The sequence below is a fragment of the Ruegeria jejuensis genome, assembly GCF_041537905.1.
Classification (GTDB): Bacteria; Pseudomonadota; Alphaproteobacteria; order Rhodobacterales; family Rhodobacteraceae; genus Ruegeria_C.
This window is the reverse complement of record NZ_JBGRUO010000033.1, coordinates 24,626-40,339: the sequence shown is the minus strand read 5'-3', so window position 1 is coordinate 40,339 and position 15,714 is coordinate 24,626. Positions and strand designations below refer to the sequence as shown.

15 protein-coding genes are annotated in these 15,714 nt (G+C 56.8%); 12 read left to right on the top strand and 3 right to left on the bottom strand.

What is annotated here, in order from left to right; genetic code table 11:
- The 3 genes from AB1E34_RS24330 to AB1E34_RS24320 form a co-directional block, all read left to right on the top strand.
- Positions 1–251: hypothetical protein (locus AB1E34_RS24330; protein ID WP_372574892.1), on the top strand; the 251-nt coding region annotated here is incomplete at its 5' end.
- Between the two features lie 76 nt (positions 252–327).
- Positions 328–1,200, top strand: coding sequence for a tyrosine-type recombinase/integrase (locus AB1E34_RS24325; RefSeq protein ID WP_372574891.1), 873 nt, complete (start codon positions 328–330; stop codon positions 1,198–1,200).
- A gap of 9 nt (positions 1,201–1,209) precedes the next feature.
- Positions 1,210–2,448, top strand: coding sequence for an IS91 family transposase (locus AB1E34_RS24320; protein ID WP_372574890.1), 1,239 nt, complete (start codon positions 1,210–1,212; stop codon positions 2,446–2,448).
- A gap of 665 nt (positions 2,449–3,113) precedes the next feature.
- On the opposite strand, the gene AB1E34_RS24315 is transcribed toward AB1E34_RS24320, so the two are convergent.
- Complete coding sequence (locus AB1E34_RS24315) at positions 3,114–4,148, bottom strand: GlxA family transcriptional regulator (RefSeq protein ID WP_372574889.1); 1,035 nt, start codon at positions 4,146–4,148, stop codon at positions 3,114–3,116.
- 253 nt (positions 4,149–4,401) lie between these two features.
- Between AB1E34_RS24315 and AB1E34_RS24310 the strand changes: the two genes are divergently transcribed.
- The 7 genes from AB1E34_RS24310 to AB1E34_RS24280 all read left to right on the top strand — a co-directional run bounded on the left by AB1E34_RS24310 (position 4,402) and on the right by AB1E34_RS24280 (position 11,126).
- Positions 4,402–5,481, top strand: coding sequence for a class I SAM-dependent methyltransferase (locus AB1E34_RS24310; protein WP_372574888.1), 1,080 nt, complete (start codon positions 4,402–4,404; stop codon positions 5,479–5,481).
- Positions 5,482–5,507: 26 nt separating this feature from the next.
- Entirely contained in the window at positions 5,508–6,728 is a 1,221-nt protein-coding gene (locus AB1E34_RS24305; RefSeq protein WP_372574887.1) for a flavin-containing monooxygenase, read from the top strand.
- A 250-nt stretch (positions 6,729–6,978) separates the two neighbouring features.
- Positions 6,979–8,523: a cytochrome-c peroxidase gene (locus AB1E34_RS24300; protein ID WP_372574886.1), complete on the top strand. Its 1,545-nt coding sequence runs from the start codon at positions 6,979–6,981 to the stop codon at positions 8,521–8,523.
- A gap of 112 nt (positions 8,524–8,635) precedes the next feature.
- A complete protein-coding gene (locus tag AB1E34_RS24295; RefSeq protein WP_372574885.1) occupies positions 8,636–9,358 on the top strand; it encodes a hypothetical protein in 723 nt (240 codons plus the stop codon).
- Positions 9,359–9,603: 245 nt separating this feature from the next.
- Positions 9,604–10,002: a cupin domain-containing protein gene (locus AB1E34_RS24290; protein ID WP_372574884.1), complete on the top strand. Its 399-nt coding sequence runs from the start codon at positions 9,604–9,606 to the stop codon at positions 10,000–10,002.
- Positions 9,999–10,601: a glutathione S-transferase N-terminal domain-containing protein gene (locus tag AB1E34_RS24285; protein WP_372574883.1), complete on the top strand. Its 603-nt coding sequence runs from the start codon at positions 9,999–10,001 to the stop codon at positions 10,599–10,601. Before AB1E34_RS24290 ends, AB1E34_RS24285 begins: the two co-directional genes overlap by 4 nt.
- Before the next feature lie 48 nt (positions 10,602–10,649).
- Positions 10,650–11,126, top strand: coding sequence for a DUF6653 family protein (locus tag AB1E34_RS24280; RefSeq protein ID WP_372574882.1), 477 nt, complete (start codon positions 10,650–10,652; stop codon positions 11,124–11,126).
- Between the two features lie 63 nt (positions 11,127–11,189).
- Here AB1E34_RS24280 and AB1E34_RS24275 read toward each other — a convergent pair whose 3' ends face one another.
- Together AB1E34_RS24275 and AB1E34_RS24270 are read right to left on the bottom strand one after the other, a co-directional pair.
- Positions 11,190–12,134: a homocysteine S-methyltransferase family protein gene (locus AB1E34_RS24275; protein ID WP_372574881.1), complete on the bottom strand. Its 945-nt coding sequence runs from the start codon at positions 12,132–12,134 to the stop codon at positions 11,190–11,192.
- 1 nt (position 12,135) lies between these two features.
- Positions 12,136–13,461 (bottom strand): FAD-binding oxidoreductase, encoded by a 1,326-nt coding sequence (locus tag AB1E34_RS24270; protein WP_372574880.1) that lies wholly within the window; start codon positions 13,459–13,461, stop codon positions 12,136–12,138.
- A 213-nt stretch (positions 13,462–13,674) separates the two neighbouring features.
- On the opposite strand from AB1E34_RS24270, the gene AB1E34_RS24265 reads away from it, so the two are divergent.
- Both AB1E34_RS24265 and AB1E34_RS24260 read left to right on the top strand, forming a co-directional pair.
- Entirely contained in the window at positions 13,675–14,703 is a 1,029-nt protein-coding gene (locus AB1E34_RS24265) for a GlxA family transcriptional regulator (protein ID WP_372574879.1), read from the top strand.
- 317 nt (positions 14,704–15,020) lie between these two features.
- On the top strand, positions 15,021–15,653 hold the full coding sequence (locus tag AB1E34_RS24260) for a tyrosine-type recombinase/integrase (RefSeq protein WP_372574878.1): 633 nt from the start codon (positions 15,021–15,023) through the stop codon (positions 15,651–15,653).
- Positions 15,654–15,714 lie beyond the last annotated feature (61 nt).

Here is a 15,714-nt window from a genome sequence, read left to right as displayed (position 1 = left end):
GAACGTTCATGGGAAAACCCTCTGTCAATCGAGGCAAAATCACCTCGATCAACAGGAAACTCCCAACTCAACAAACCGCGAAACATATCCCGCGTAAGCACAACTCACGCCAAACAGAGCCCATATCGCGGAGCGATTTAGTGCATGGGCTCGAGGCAGACGTTCGCAAAATCGCGATGTATGTCCGCTTTGCGGACGAGGACGAAACCGCTCTCGCGGTATTGGCGCTTGGGGCAATGACTGCGCACTAATTCAACAGTGGATTTGGCGAACTGACGCGCCTGTCTGACGATTTGGACCTTCTCAATCTGATGACAGGAGGTTCCGATGACGGACCAATATGTGCCGAAGCTACGCCAGCGTTTTCTTGAAGACATGCGGATCAAGGGGCTGCAGCCCAAGACGCAGACGATGTATCTGCGGGCGATGCGAGATTTCACGCGGTTTCTGGGGCATCCGCCAGACAGTGCGACACCGGAGGAGTTGCGGGCGTTCCAGCTCGACATGAAGGCGCGCGGCGTTGGTGCGCCGACCTTCAACAACCGGCTGACCGTGCTGAGCTTCTTCTTCGCCACGACCTGCCCGCGCCCTGAGATGAAGCGGCATATGCGCTATCAGCGGGCGGCCAAGAAGATCCCGGTGGTGCTGAGCGCCGAGGAAGTCGCGCGTATTCTAGAAGCTGCGCCGGGACCGGGGCTCAGATATCGTGCTGCCTTCAGTGTTGCCTATGGTGGCGGGCTGCGCGCCAGTGAGGTCACGCATCTGAAGGTCGGCGATATCGATAGCGACCGGATGCTGATCCGGGTCGACCAGGGCAAGGGCCGCAAGGATCGTCACGTGATGCTGTCGCCCAGTTTGCTCGAACTGCTGCGCGACTATTATCGCGAGGCGCGCCCGAGGGGGTGGATGTTCCCCGGTCGCAACCGGATCGACCCGATCTCGACACGGCAGTTCAACCGGGCGTTCGGGGTGGCCTGCGACTTCGCCGAGATCAGGAAGAATGTCTCGCCCCATACGCTGCGGCACAGCTTTGCCACGCATCTTCTGGAGGGCGGGACGGATATCCGGGTGATCCAGGTCCTGCTCGGTCACGCCAAACTGGAGACCACGACGATCTACACGAAGGTGGCGACCAAGACGATTCAGGATGTGACCAGTCCGCTCGATCTGTTGGTGAGACGAGAGGCGGCACCCGGCTAATCCCGGTCCATGCCTCCCTCTCATCGCTGCAAGCAGCGACTGTCGGGCAATGGACCAAAGCTGGAGGTCGCGGATATCTTCCGCGCCCATGGGCCTGCGTATCGCCGCGAACATGCAGGACATCTGAACCTGCAGCAGTTGAAGGTGATGTCTGCCATTGAGAGTTGCCGCACCGCCGCGCTTGGCGGGCACGTGGCGTCTTGCACAAAGTGCGATCACCAGCACATCGCTTACAACTCCTGTCGCAATCGACACTGCCCAAAGTGCCAGGGTTCAACCGCCCGCGACTGGATGCAGGCGCGGATGGAAGGCCTGTTGCCGGTCGAATACTTCCATGTGGTGTTCACGCTGCCTGCGCCAATCGCGGACATTGCGTACAAGAACAAGGCGGCGGTCTATGGACTGTTGTTCAGAGCGTCAGCCCAGACGCTCCTGACCATCGCTGCCGATCCGAAGCATCTGGGCGCGCGGATAGGCATGACCAGCGTGCTGCACACATGGGGATCAGCGATGACGCATCACCCGCATGTCCACGTCGTGGTCCCCGGCGGCGGAGTGTCAACGGATGGCACCAGTTGGATCGGCTGCCGCCCAGGGTTCTTCCTGCCGGTGAAAGTTCTGTCGCGGCTGTTCCGGCGTTTGTTCCTGGAAGGGCTGGTCCGGTTGCACAAGGCAGGCAGGTTGCGCTTCTTTGGCAATCTGGTGGGGCTGGCAGACCCGAATATCTTCGCTGCGCACCTCGCCCCGCTGCGCGAAGCCGACTGGGTTGTCTATGCCAAGCCGCCCTTCGGAGGGCCCGAACAGGTGCTTGCCTATCTCAGCCGATACACCCACCGCGTCGCGATCTCGAACCACCGCCTGGTCACTGCCGACGCGGACACGGTTGCCTTCCGGTGGAAAGACTATCGCATCAAGCGCGGGGATCGGATGAAGGTCATGCGCCTGCCCACAGGTGAGTTCATCCGCCGCTTCCTGATCCATGTCCTGCCTCCCGGCTTCCACCGCATCCGCCACGCGGGCTTCCTCGCTAACGGTATCCGCCGCGACAGGATCGAGAAGATCAGGCGTTTGTTGGATCAAACATGCGAACCTGACCCGATGGCCGACAAAGAAGCGCACGCCGAAGCACTGGAACAAGACCTGAAACACACATGCCCAAAATGCGGCAGCACGATGCGTGTGGTCGAGATCTTCACCCGTGGCCAAACCCCAAAATCCCGCGCACCGCCATGGGAGGATGCCGCATGAGCCAAAAATCAAACCCGGCCCCACCATCCGGAGGCACCGGACCAGCCTGTGCGCTCAAATTCCTGAGAAGCGTGCCAAAACGGCGTGCGAAGATCAAAATCGAGACCGATCAATGACATGCGCTGCCGAATCCGACCGGCCAGCACTACACGCCGCCAAAGGCGATACTGTGCTGCGCTTCAATTGCAGAAGCCCGTAACGCACAATCCCCATAGCACCAAAATCCTCCCGCGCTTTCCTCCTTGTCAGATTTGTCGCCGCTGCAGCTCACGCTGACAGCAGCCACAAACCTTGGACTTTGCCGCCGTTGCTCTTCCGAATGTTTGCTGACGCAGCATTCGCTCGCCTGTGCGGCACGTTCATCGCTGCAGAGCAGCTGAAGTCGCCAGACCGGTCTTCCCTGACCAGATCGTTAATAACCAGTCGCACCGAGTCACAGGTGCGCAGTCTGCACGATCGTAAGCACTGTTTGACCGATGATCGCGTGGGGGGTCCAAGGAATGCGTTCTGCCGTGGTTCGAGCCACCGTGGCCAGACTCTGGTCCGCATCAGGCGCTCAACATGCGTCCACCTTTGTCGGAAATCCATATCGAGAAACGCCAACTAGGTAGCCCGACCGCGCGGGGCTGGATAAAGCTCTAACATGCGGGAGCAAAGCCTAATGCTCAGCCGTCTTCGGAACCGACCTGCGTGAGTAGAAGCCGCTTCTTTCTGTATGTCGACGCTGGCATTCCAACATATCGCCGGAAAGCATTTCGAAAACTCGACGTTTCTGTGTACCCAACCTCTCCGGCGATTTCGTCAATTGGCAGATCCGTAGTTTCCAGCATCTGTTTAGCTTCTTCGATCCGCAGTGTTTGAACGTAATCAACCGGGGTTTGCCCTGTGGCTTTTCGAAAACGGCGTAAAAGGCTACGTTCAGTCAAACCGCTTCTTGCTGCCATGGCGGCGACCGGCTTCGGTAATGCGTAGTTATCAGCGGCCCAAACCTGCGCGTCTGCAACTAGTGCATCATCGTGCTGTGTGCCAGCCGTCAGCGAGGCATAGTGCAACTGTCCTTCTGTATGGGGCTGCAACAGATAGATCTTGGCAATGCGACGGGCCTCGTCAGGGCCTGCGATGCGCCCGATCAGATAGAGCACGAGATCGCCCCAGGATGATGCGCCACCCGCTGTCACGATCCGGTGCCCTTCTCCCGCCGGAACCAGAATTCGTTCGCGACGCACTTTTATGTCGGGATACTGCCGCGCAATCACATCACAGAAACTCCAGTGGCTTGTCGCATCAAGACCGTCCAGCATCCCGGCCTCGGCGAGCAGATAAGCGCCGGAACAGACCGAGGTGATCAAGGCTCCGTCATCGCGTGCTTTCTTAAGCCAGGTAATCATCGGGGCGAATTCATCCGGGACACCAGTTCCCGGTGCGAAGTGAAAGTCTGGGACGATGACGAGATCGGGCTTTACAAAACTGTCCAGCGATCCATCCGGTGTGATGCGCCGTCCGTTGATGTCCTGATAGGCGGCGCCGTCACACGATATCAGAGCCGCATCAAAAACAGGCGGTTTAGGGGCCGTACCATGCAACATTTCCCAGTCACGTCCGACGGACGCCAGCGCGTCAAGAATGCAATAAGCGGTTGAGGTGCCGACACAGGGCATGGTCAGAACTGCAGTTCGGCAGGTGGATTTCTCTTGCAGCATCAGAGTGTCCGATATTCACCTATTTTGGAGTTTATTGGGCGTTACATCAAAAAACCTCGTTACGCAACGCCTCGTTCCTGACCAAAACGCGCACGATTGAGTGCCTCCAAGGGAGGGCGCTGGTCCGTAGCACAAGGGTGAGGGTGTCTGAAATTCACCGTTATTGGCATATCTGAGCATATCGCGACTCGGCCGCGGCTGCCAAACAGTCTCCAGCATTTAAGCCAAAACCCTGTCAGACCGGAGAATTCCAATGAACAAGCAACCCGCAATCACATTTGATACGGCCAAGGCTGAAGGATTTGCCGAACTCATGGGTGGCGCGCTGAACGCAGCCTCGCTGGCGCTTATGTCTTCGATCGGCCATCGCTCCGGCCTGTTTGGCGCATTGGCAGCATTGCCCAATTCAACCTCGCGCGCGTTGTCTGACGGCGCGGCCCTGGCAGAGCGCTACGTTCGCGAATGGATGGGCGTGATGGTGACATCCGGGGTTGTGGAATATGACGCGAAGGCAGGAACCTATTTTCTGCCCCCTGAACACGCAGCCTTTCTCACCACTGCGGCGGCGCCCGACAATATGGCGGTCACCTGCCAGTTTATCGGCGTGATGGCGTCGGTCGAAGAAGAGATGGTTGCCCGGTTCCGCGATGGCGGTGGGACGCAGTATCACGATTACTGTCGCTTTCACGAAGTCATGGCCGAAGACAGTGCGCAGCTTGTGGTATCCGCGCTGATTGAACACATTCTGCCTCTAGACCCCGGGCTGATTGCACGGCTGGAAAGCGGCATTGACGTGCTTGACGTCGGGTGCGGCGCAGGCCGGGCGATGATGGAATTGGCCAAAGCCTTTCCAAACAGCCGGTTTGTCGGTGTCGTTCTTTGCCCCGATGCCTTCGCGGTAACGCAGGTCACGGCACATCGGAACGGGCTTTCCAACCTATCCTTTCGTGGACAGGATCTGTCAGGCGTCACAACAATGGGCAGCTACGATCTGATCACTGCTTTTGACGCGGTCCATGACCAAAAGGACCCGCAAGGCCTACTGGATCTTGTGAAAAACTCTCTGGCCGATGACGGGCTGTTCCTGATGCAAGACATCGGCGGGTCACGTGATCTGGAAAAGAACATCGAGAACCCTTTTGCACCGCTGCTGTACAGCCTGTCTTTGATGCATTGCACGCCGGTTTCAATTGGTCAGGGCGGCCCCGGTCTTGGGGCGATGTGGGGGGTTGAAACCGCGCAAGAATACCTCGCCCGCGCGGGGTTTGATCGGGTTGAAACCCATCGCCTGCCTCACGACCCGCTCAACGCCTATTTTCTTGCGCGCCCTTAGCCTCAAAGCATCAACGGAGACACAAAATGACTATTCCCCCTAACGCACATGCCATCGTTATCGGTGCCGGATTGTCCGGCATGGCTGCGGCCACGGAACTGCTCAAACGCAGCGTCCCTGTCACCATCCTTGAGGCATCCGATCGCGTCGCTGACCCTTGGCGCGCGCGTCATCCTAGGCTTCGACTGAACATCCATCGCAATTTTACCCGCCTGCCGGGGCACCATGAGCCACGCGCAATGGACAGGTTTTTGCCTCGTGACGCTGTGGTTGACTATCTGGGCGACTACGCGGACGGGCTGAAAGAACACATTGTGTTTAATACGTCTGTCTTGTCCGTGCGTCGTGATGGCGATCATTGGCAAGTCAACACCAACAACGACAGATATACGTGCACTGATGTTGTCGTGGCCACAGGTCGCGAAAAAGTGCCCGAAATGCCCGTTTGGCCGGGACTGGAGGACTTTGGCGGCAAGGTGATCCATGCTGCAGAATTTGGCGATCCGTCGGACTATGACGGCAGGAGTATCGTTGTTGTCGGGGCCGGAAACTCTGGTTCCGATGTGCTGAACCACCTCTCGCGCAGCAACCCCGGCCGGGTCTGGGTCGCCGTTCGTCATGGACCTTCGATCCTGCCGTCCAAAATTCTGGGCTTTTCACTGCAACGCATGGCGAACCTGTTTGCGCGTTTCCCAAAGTGGTCGCTCGATCCGGTATTTGGCTTCATGCAATGGACGTTTTTTGGCAATCTGCGGCGCCATGGCTTGCCGCGCCATAAGCTTGGCGGCGGCTCTCGCATGCTCAAGGATGGCGTGACATTTGCGCTGGATGACGGGTTTGTGGCTGCGCTGAAAGCGGGGCGCTTTGAGGCCGTGCCTCAGGTCGTTGGTTTTGGCGACTACACCGTCGAACTGGCCAATGGCCGTAAACTTCGCCCAGACGTTGTGATCTGTGCAACAGGCTACAGGCCTGATCTTGAGCGGCTTTTTGGTGAACTTGGTGCACTGGATGCCAAGGGCTATCCGCGGCAGCCGATGGGGCAGGAAGACGTCAACAATCCCGGCCTGTGGTTCACAGGCTATGCTCCCGTGTTTCAGGGGTTTTTCCATGCCGCCGGGGTAAGCGCGGTTCGCATCGCTTCGCAGGTGGCCGCCCGCACGGAAAGGGCACCCAATGCGCCGCACCAGCGGCAGGTTGCCCATCGTCCCCAGATGCAGCCCCGCTTCGCAAAAGGAGCAGAACAATGAGCATCACAAACAGCACCCATGTGCCCTATTCCAAACCAACAATCTTCTACAACGTTATGGCACGTTTTTGCATGTGGAGGGATCGGCGACGGCTTGCCCATAGGGGCCGCAGATTCGCAGAGCTGCCTCTCGGTCTGTTTCGGGATGTCGGGCTTGAACATCTCAGTGATCTCAAAACCGATCCAAAATTCCCGCATCGCATACTTTAGCAACGCAAGTCTCAATCGCCCCAAGTCCCAAAGGAAACCAAATGTCTATCTACAAGACTTGTAAATTGGCCACCGCCCCTGGATCAATCGGTTCGCTTACCGCAGCGACGCTGACGGGATACATTGCTGTAGCGGGTACTTCGCTGGCGCTGGTCTTGCTGCTGGCGCCAGGATCTACTCGGGCGGAAAACCTGATGCGAGCGCAATGGCCGGATAGCCTTCGGGACAGTGATTTCCTTTTTGAAGGCGCACCAGACGAAGCCCTCGTTGAGCTCGGGCGCAATCTGTTCTTCGACCCGATCCTTTCGGGCAATCGCAATATTTCCTGCGGGACCTGCCATGATCCGGCGCGCGGCAGCGGCGATGGCGTCGCCTTGTCTATAGGCGAAGGAGGGACCGGGTTTGGCCCGGAACGGCGGACCAAAGATGGCATCACCGAACGTATTCCGCGCAATGCACAGGCGTTATGGAACATCGGCGCTAAGGAGTACCTGTCGATGTTTCATGACGGGCGGGTGGAGCCTGATCCGGCGCACACCTTTCAAAGCGGGTTCTGGACACCCGCACGCGAACATCTGCCACAAGGGTTGGATAACCTATTGGCGGCGCAGGCCATGTTCCCAGTACTTTCCGCGTCTGAGATGGCAGGACAAAAAGGCGAAAACCCCGTGGCAACCGCAGTGGCCGAAGACAGGGTCACCGACGCTTGGGATTTGCTGGCAGCACGTCTGCAGGCCACACCAAAATACCAGGATTTGGCCCGCGCCGCCTTTCCCGATCTGGACGCGATTACCATGGTGGCAGCGGCCAATGCGCTGGCCGCATTTCAGTCCCGTGCTTTCCGCTCAGACAACAGCCCGTTTGATGCCTTCTTGCGCGGCGATCTTACGGCTTTGTCCGAGGACGCTCGCGCCGGGGCTGATTTGTTTTATGACAAGGCAAAATGTGCGGCCTGCCACATGGGCAAATTGCTGACTGATCACGAATTTCACGCCATTGCCGTGCCGCAAATCGGGCCGGGCAAAGGCCACGGTGAGGACAAGAGCCTTTGGCGGGCATCCGGGTTTGCCCGTGCCACAGAGGATGAGGGCCGTTATCGTGTATCATTCGACCCGACTGACCTCTTTGCGTTCCGCACGCCGTCCCTGCGGAATGTCACGCTCACGGGACCATGGGGGCATGACGGAGTTTTTGCTGATCTGGAAATGATGGTGCGCCATCATCTCGACAGCGTGGCCTCGCTGGAGGCATATGATGCCGATGCCACCGAATTACCGGTCATTGACCAGTTCATTGAACAGACCGGCAATGGATCGTCTTTGATCTTTCGCCCTGTGAATCCGAAACGGCGTACGGCCTTTGATCTGCGTGACACATGGGTGCAGAAATCTGATGCGTTGCGTGGAAGGATTGCACAGGCAAATACCCTGGCACCTGTGACGCTGAGTGATCGCGAAGTGGCCAGAATTATGGCCTTCCTCGAAGCATTGACGGATCCCTCTGCCAAAGATCGTTCTGATCTTATTCCGCGAAGCGTTCCCTCAGGACTTACTCCGCAGCCGACGCCGAAATTGCCGGACGGCTAAAGGCCCACTCCGCGACCTCCCAGCCCCATCTGCAATTTCACCAGAGCTCCGGCACCCGTACCCGCCGGTTCACCAGGCAGATTTGCCTCCCACCAACCAAAAGGACCCTAAAATGAAACCCATCTTTCTTATCAGCGCTGCCGCGCTTACCCTTACCACTGCGACCCAATCTGGCGCAGAGGACGCCACCAAGACCAGTTATGATCCGCCGGAAAGCATGTCGCTGACCTTTGTCTTTCACATTGACGACGGCATGGCCGAACAGGATGTGTTCTATGAAGAAGTCCCGGGCTCAGGAGAGGTGTTCCGTCCCACAGCGGCGACCCGCGATATGGACGCGCCGCTCTATGCGCCGGGGGTCGAAGTAAAACACAACTTTCTTGACACCAGTGGTACAGGTCCATACCCCAAGGGCCGTCCGCTGGGACTAACCCTTGGCGAATGGTTCGCGGCCAAAGGCAGCGGCACATACACCTGTGAAAATGGTGTCGGCACCGTCGATTTGGCCTTTGAAAACCTGATCCCGAACGGAGTTTACACGATATGGCATGACTTCATGGTCTGGCCACCAACTGACCCGTTCATCGGCACCTATGATCTGCCATTTGGCGCCCGCGATGGATCTGAAAATACTTTTATCGCCAATGCCGACGGGTCCGCTGATTTTGAGCGCACGATCACACCCTGTCTTCAGCTCAGCGGCGAACATCTTGCTGCCGACCTGGGTCTGGCGTGGCACTCCGATGGCAAGACCTATGGTCCGCTGCCGGGCGAATTTTCGACCGTCACGCATGTTCAGATGTATGTCGCGCTGCCTGAACGCACCGGTCTCTGAGGCTGCGTATTGGAGCGGGTTTTGTGCCCGCTCCGATCATTGGAAGCAGGTGCAAATTGTCATGTAATACAACACACCGCTTCCACGTCTTGCCCCGCTCAACAGATGTGAGACGCAACGATAGATGTCCGAGGCTTGCCGGACTGGTTGCCGGTTGTGCAAACCACCTCCCGTCTGGGCAAGCTATGCTACGAGGCCAAGACATGACTTCACCCGCAAGAACCGCCCCAACAAGGAGCCCAGCCATGAAGATCATTTGCATTGACCAGGATGAAACCGGAGGCTCACGATTTTTGGATCATGCCTGGGTTCTGGAAGAAGGCAGTTTCACGCCGCCCTCTCCATCGGGATACCGCATCTCGCCACCGTTGGACGCCGAGAGGATTCTGATGATGCATCATCCCGCAGGTTATGTGGATGCATGGCACACCGCGCCAGCCGTGGTTCTTGGGACGGTCCTGCGCGGGACCGTGCGCATAGAAACCAGCAATCTGGATACGCGGATTTTGCAGGTTGGGGATCAGTTTCTGGCGCGTGATCTTCAGGGGAAAGGTCATCGCATGTTTGAGGTGAATGAAGGACCTTATGATCTGGCTCTTGTTGTACTCACACAAGCACCCGTCGCGGTCGATTGTTTCCAATGAAGCTGTATTACTACCCAGACGCCTGTTCGCTTGTCGTCAATATTGCCCTGCGGGCGGCAAACATTCCGTTTGATTTGATCGAAGTTGACTACGCTTCTCGTCAATTGCGGGATGGTTCCGACTTTTCCAAAATCAACGCAAAGGCCTATGTCCCGGCATTGGTGCTGGATGATGGGAGTTGCCTGACAGAGGTGATTGCCATTCTGGACTGGATCGACTTCAAAGCACCCAAGGCCGCGCTGCTGGGCCTGCAAGGGACCACTTGGCGACAAGAGGCCATGACTTGGCTTGTTTTTGTTGCGACAGAAATCCACAAAAGCTTCAGCCCGCTATTTCGCCCGAACACCCCGCGAGAGTTCCTTGTGCCCGGTCAACATCACCTGAAAAACCGGTTGTCCGTCATTGAGACACAATTGACGGGGCGGCAATATTTGTGTGCAGACACTCCCAATGGTGCAGATTATTACATGTATGTTATGTCTCGCTGGATATGCGACTCTGGGCTTTGCACCCGTGATTGGCCTGCCATACGAGCCCACGCAAATCGGATCGAAACGCTAACCTACGTTCAGGATGCGCTTGCCTCTGATATCAGATGACGCGGAGTCTGTTCTCGCGAGGTTTTTGCTACACAAGAGAAATGAACCATGGATATCGCGGAACTATCGGCCCGCCTGATGGGTATGGATGACGCCACCTGGCAACGACATGCGAACCCGTGGAGTGGTTGGTCGCGCATGACAATCCTTCCGCTCTTTTGCCTGGCTATCTGGAGCCGAGTCTGGCTGGGCTGGGGCGCACTTTGGTTCGTTCTGGCCGTTGTCATTTGGACCTGGCTCAATCCACGCTTGTTTGGCCCGCCGCAGCATCACGACGCCTGGATGACCAAAGGTGTGCTGGGTGAGCGTATTTGGCTTAATCGCAAAACGGCGTCGATCCCCATCCATCATGCACAAGTCATAAGTCGTTTGACATATGCCGCCGCGCTCGGGGTCGTCATTCTCGCAGTCGGGCTTTGGCGGCTCGAATTGGGTTGGGTATTCGTAGGCTCGACGCTGGCTATAGGTGCAAAGCTCTGGTTTCTGGACCGCATGGTTTGGCTGCTGGCTGACACGAGTGACTGAGCCCTCAATGCTCATTTCTGCAGACAGAACTGAGGAAATCGGTGCATCAGCTGAACTTGACCGTCAATGTCTTACCAGCGCTTTCGCAATCTCTCGCAGGTGTCTGTGCCCTGTTCCACAGCAACCGCCGAAAATGTCCATATGCGGGTAGCGTTCCGTCAGGCTGAACAGTTGTGAGCCAAGTTCGACAGGATCGCCATCCTCAATGTGGTGCAATTTGCACAGGGCCAGCTTCTCCATCTTCGACGCATTCGGGCGCACGCCGCGCAGCCGTTTGATCCAGTTTCCGTTCTCAAGGGCCGGTTCGTATTCAAGCGGGTGGGAACAATTGACAATGTAGTACTCCGGCGCCGCCTCTCCGGCCTGCATGTCGATTTCAACTATGGCCTCGGCAAGCGTGGGGCCTGATTTCAGCCTGCACGTACTGTCGAGCGTCAAAGAAACCGACAATGGCAGACCGATCCGTTCCGCCGCGCGTAGGGCACCAACAGATTCCTCGATATTGTTGAATGTCAGTGCGCTGACGAAATCCACATCTGCCCGCTTCAATGTCTCCAGTTGAACGGCGTGATACTCTTCGGCGGATTCGGCGGTGATTTCCTGATTGAGGCTATAGGCATCGCCGCGTGGCCCGAGAATTCCGCCAATCAGAAGGTTTGGAATATCACCTTCATACCCTTTTGAAATTTCGCGGAGAAGCTCAATTGCGGCAATATTTGCATCTGCCAAGCTTGACGCTGAATAGCCCAGTTTTGCACCCCAGTCCGGGCTGGCGCGATAGTCAAAGCCGGTCAGCAGAAACGACAAGCCAAATTCGGCAGCAACATCAAGCTGCTGAGAAATCACATCTCGCATTGCGGAAACAGCCCGAGGATTGTCCATAAGCGGTAGCATTGAAAACTCAGGCAATTCAAACCCATGGCGATACATGATTTCTGTTTCTGTACCGCCTTCGGTCAGAAAGAACTCGCCGGAACCCATTGGTGGAAGTGGGGATTGAACGGTCATATTAGACCTCCGGCTGAATGTTCTGGTTAAAGCGAAACCGGTTTTCAGGGTCATATTTGATCTTGATCTTGACCAACCGCTGATAATTCGCGCCAAACGTAGCCCGCGTCAACGCGTCCCCGTCCTCTCCATGGCCAGGAAAGTTCAGATAGGCCCGGCCGTGATGACCGTACGGTTCAGCGCTTTCCCAGCCCTGACGTGACCAGCCAATATTGGCCGCATCGTCACCCGGATCTGACCACACGCCATCCAGGGAATACATCCAGCCCATGGATCGGTCACCAAAGGCCGTTGCCTCTGCCGCGACTGCTGCCGTGGCACCACCAAAGTTCCACAAAGACGAGATCGAGTTGTCCGAAGGGGCGGCGGAAGCGTTCTTCATCGCCAGATCAATCATTTCATCCGACAATTCCGACAGGTAGCGCGCCTTCCAGTAGCACCGATATTCTCCGGCTGGCATCAGCGTGTCAAAGAGCTGTTGCACATCACAATAATTCATTCGGCTCGAGAAGTCGGTCACCATATTGCCGAGTTCACTAAGGGGTTGCAGCAACGCCTCTCCCTCGGCGGCATCTCCGTTGTAGACACAAGCCAAAGTATAGACGCGTTTTCCCCAGCTTTCCTCTGGGAAGTCTTCACCGCCCGCCGTTGAAAACTCGCACAGTGATCCAACTAGATCACCGTGTTTCGCCAGAAAGTCGCGCCATGCCCGGATGGGTCCAGGCCCGTCCTCAACAGCATAGATCGGGGCAGCAAACATGACTTCGGGGCCGATGGGATGCAGGGCAAAGTCAAACCGGACAACCACTCCAAAGTTGCCGCCACCGCCCTTGAGTGCCCAGAGCAGTTCAGGGTTTTCTTTTGCATTCGTGTGAACCAACTTACCATCGGCGGTCACCACATCTGCCGCAACAAGATTGTCAATCGACAACCCATGCTTGGCCCTCAGCCAGCCGATCCCACCTGACAGGGTCAATCCGGCAACACCGGTATCCGAGATCAGGCCACCGGGTGTTGCCAAACCATGGGCCTGGCTTGCTTCGTCCACGTCCCGCCAAAGCGCTCCGCCTTCCACCGATGCGGTGCGATTGTCGGCATCCACAGTCACGTTGCGCATCAGTCTGAGGTCGATCATCAGACCCTCGTCGCAAACTGCATGGCCCGCAACATTGTGGCCCCCCGCGCGAATAGAGATTGGAAGATCGTTGTTGCGCGCGTGATTAACAGCGGCGACAACGTCATCTGCATTCCGGCAGCGTACGATCATTGCAGGCTTCCGGTCGATCATCGCGTTCCACACGGCGCGCGTCTCATCAAACTCTGCCATGCCGGGCATCAATGTCTCAGCTTTGAGTCCGACAGGTGATAAATTCTGGTCTGTATCCATACTGTTCATAATGCAATTCCCTTTGTGATCTTCTGGGATGCTATGCCACTGGCGGCACCCACATCAGTGGCAAGATGGCCAAAGATGCGGCATACTGGACAAACGAATATGGCAAACTTGCCAAAACCGTGCCATTTCAGACAGGAGGGTTATATGGACACCGCCAAAAAACCGCTCATCGTGCTGCTCGCCGCCCCGGAAACATCCGCATCGGTCCTCTATGGGCTCTACGATGTCCTGATGTCAGCAGGTGCAGTTTATCCGGATATGGTGACCGGTGCCCCGGGTGATGAACTTCTGGATGTCCGCATCGTATCCGCAGATGGCAAGCCTTTTCACTGTATCGGCAATATCCCGGTGGAGCCACAAAGCTCCATTGGCGAAATTGACGATGCCGACGCTGTTGTGATCTGCGACCTGTACACATCGATTTATGATGTGCCCAAAGGTCGATATCCACGCGAAGTCGACTGGCTCAAGCGGATGCACCAGCAGGGGGCGTTACTGACATCGGTGTGTTCCGGCTCCTTGTTGCTCGCGGAGTCCGGGTTGCTGAATGGCCATCAGGCGACTGCACATTGGGCCTATCGCGATATGTTTCAGCGCCATTTTCCCAAGATTACATTTCGCAATGAAACAGTACTTTGCCTGGCAGCTGAGGCTGACCGGATCGTAACCGCAGGTGGGGTCACCGCCTGGCATGACCTCACGGTCTATCTGATTGCACGATATTGTGGTTACCAAACCGCGATTGAAACCGCCAAGGTCTTCCTGTTCAGTGGGCACGCCGAAGGTCAGTCACCCTATTCGGTGATGACCCGCCCGATGGAATCAAACGATGGTCCGATCTCTGATTGCCAGGTTTGGATCGCGGATCATTACGCCTCTGCCAAGCCGGTTGAGAAGATGGTTGAGCGGTCGGGGTTGAATGCACGGACCTTTTCGCGAAGATTTCGCATGGCGACGGGCTTTGCCCCGATCGAGTATGTTCAGGCGCTTCGCGTCGAAGAAGCCAAACAAATGCTGGAGACTGATGAGCTTTCAAATGACGATGTCGGAGCGGCTGTTGGATATGAGGATCCGGCATCCTTTCGGCGCGTATTCAAACGCGGTACCGGTTTGTCGCCGGCGGCATACAGGAAGAAATTCCAGCGTATCTCTCAAATCGCCCGTCCGCATTGAGTATTGCTTAAACCCGAAGTGAACCAAAGATCTTTCACACAAGTGCTACGAACTCACAGATAGTTTGCCGCTATGTAAGTCTGCAGTTTCAGATTTGGCGGGGCCCGCATGAATGACCCGTTGTCCTGCTGCGTCGCAGCGCACCAGTTTGTGCTACTTCGACATTTCTTATGATGCGAGCGTACGCAACGAGAATTCGACAGTTCCGTTGTGGGCTCTGTGCCGACCTCGGAGGCAGCGCAGCATCATGTAATATGCTGGCCCGGTCAACGTCGGGTTGTCGTTGTGGGAGGGCATGGCGGATCGGAGGATCAGTCATGGAAACACCTAACTTACCTGCCATTCGCGCTCTACGCCCCGCTTGGAACAAGGGCCGCATCGTCGGCCAGAAGCGACCTTTGAAACCAAAACACGTCTGGGCGATCAGGGTTCGTCTCGAACTGGCCGAGAACCACCGCGACCTAGCGCTGTTCAACATGGCAATCGACAGTAAGCTCCGAGGTTGTGATCTCGTGAAGATGAAGGTGGTTGATGTCATGGCGTCGGGGCAAATCAAAGAGCGTGCTTCTGTTCTGCAAAGCAAAACCCAGAAACCGGTACGCTTCGAGATCTCGGAAGGCACCCGGGCTTCGGTCGAGAAGTGGATGGAAGACAAACTGATGGTCGGATCCGAGTATCTTTGGCCTGGCCGGTTTCACGAACGCCTCCACATCTCGACGCGACAGTATGCACGGATTGTCCGAGATTGGGTCACATCAATCGGACTAGAGGCGAGCGCATACGGCACGCATTCGATGAGGCGAACGAAGGTTACTCAGATCTACAAGAAGACAGGCAACTTGCGCGCTGTTCAACTTTTGCTTGGGCACACCAAGATGGACAGTACAGTGCGGTACCTAGGGGTCGAACTCGAGGATGCGCTAGCAATCGCTGAGGCCATTGAAATCTAGCAATTTCTGGGTCGCCTTCGCGGGCGGCCCAATCCTGCTGTTCATCGCATTGCGCTCCGCC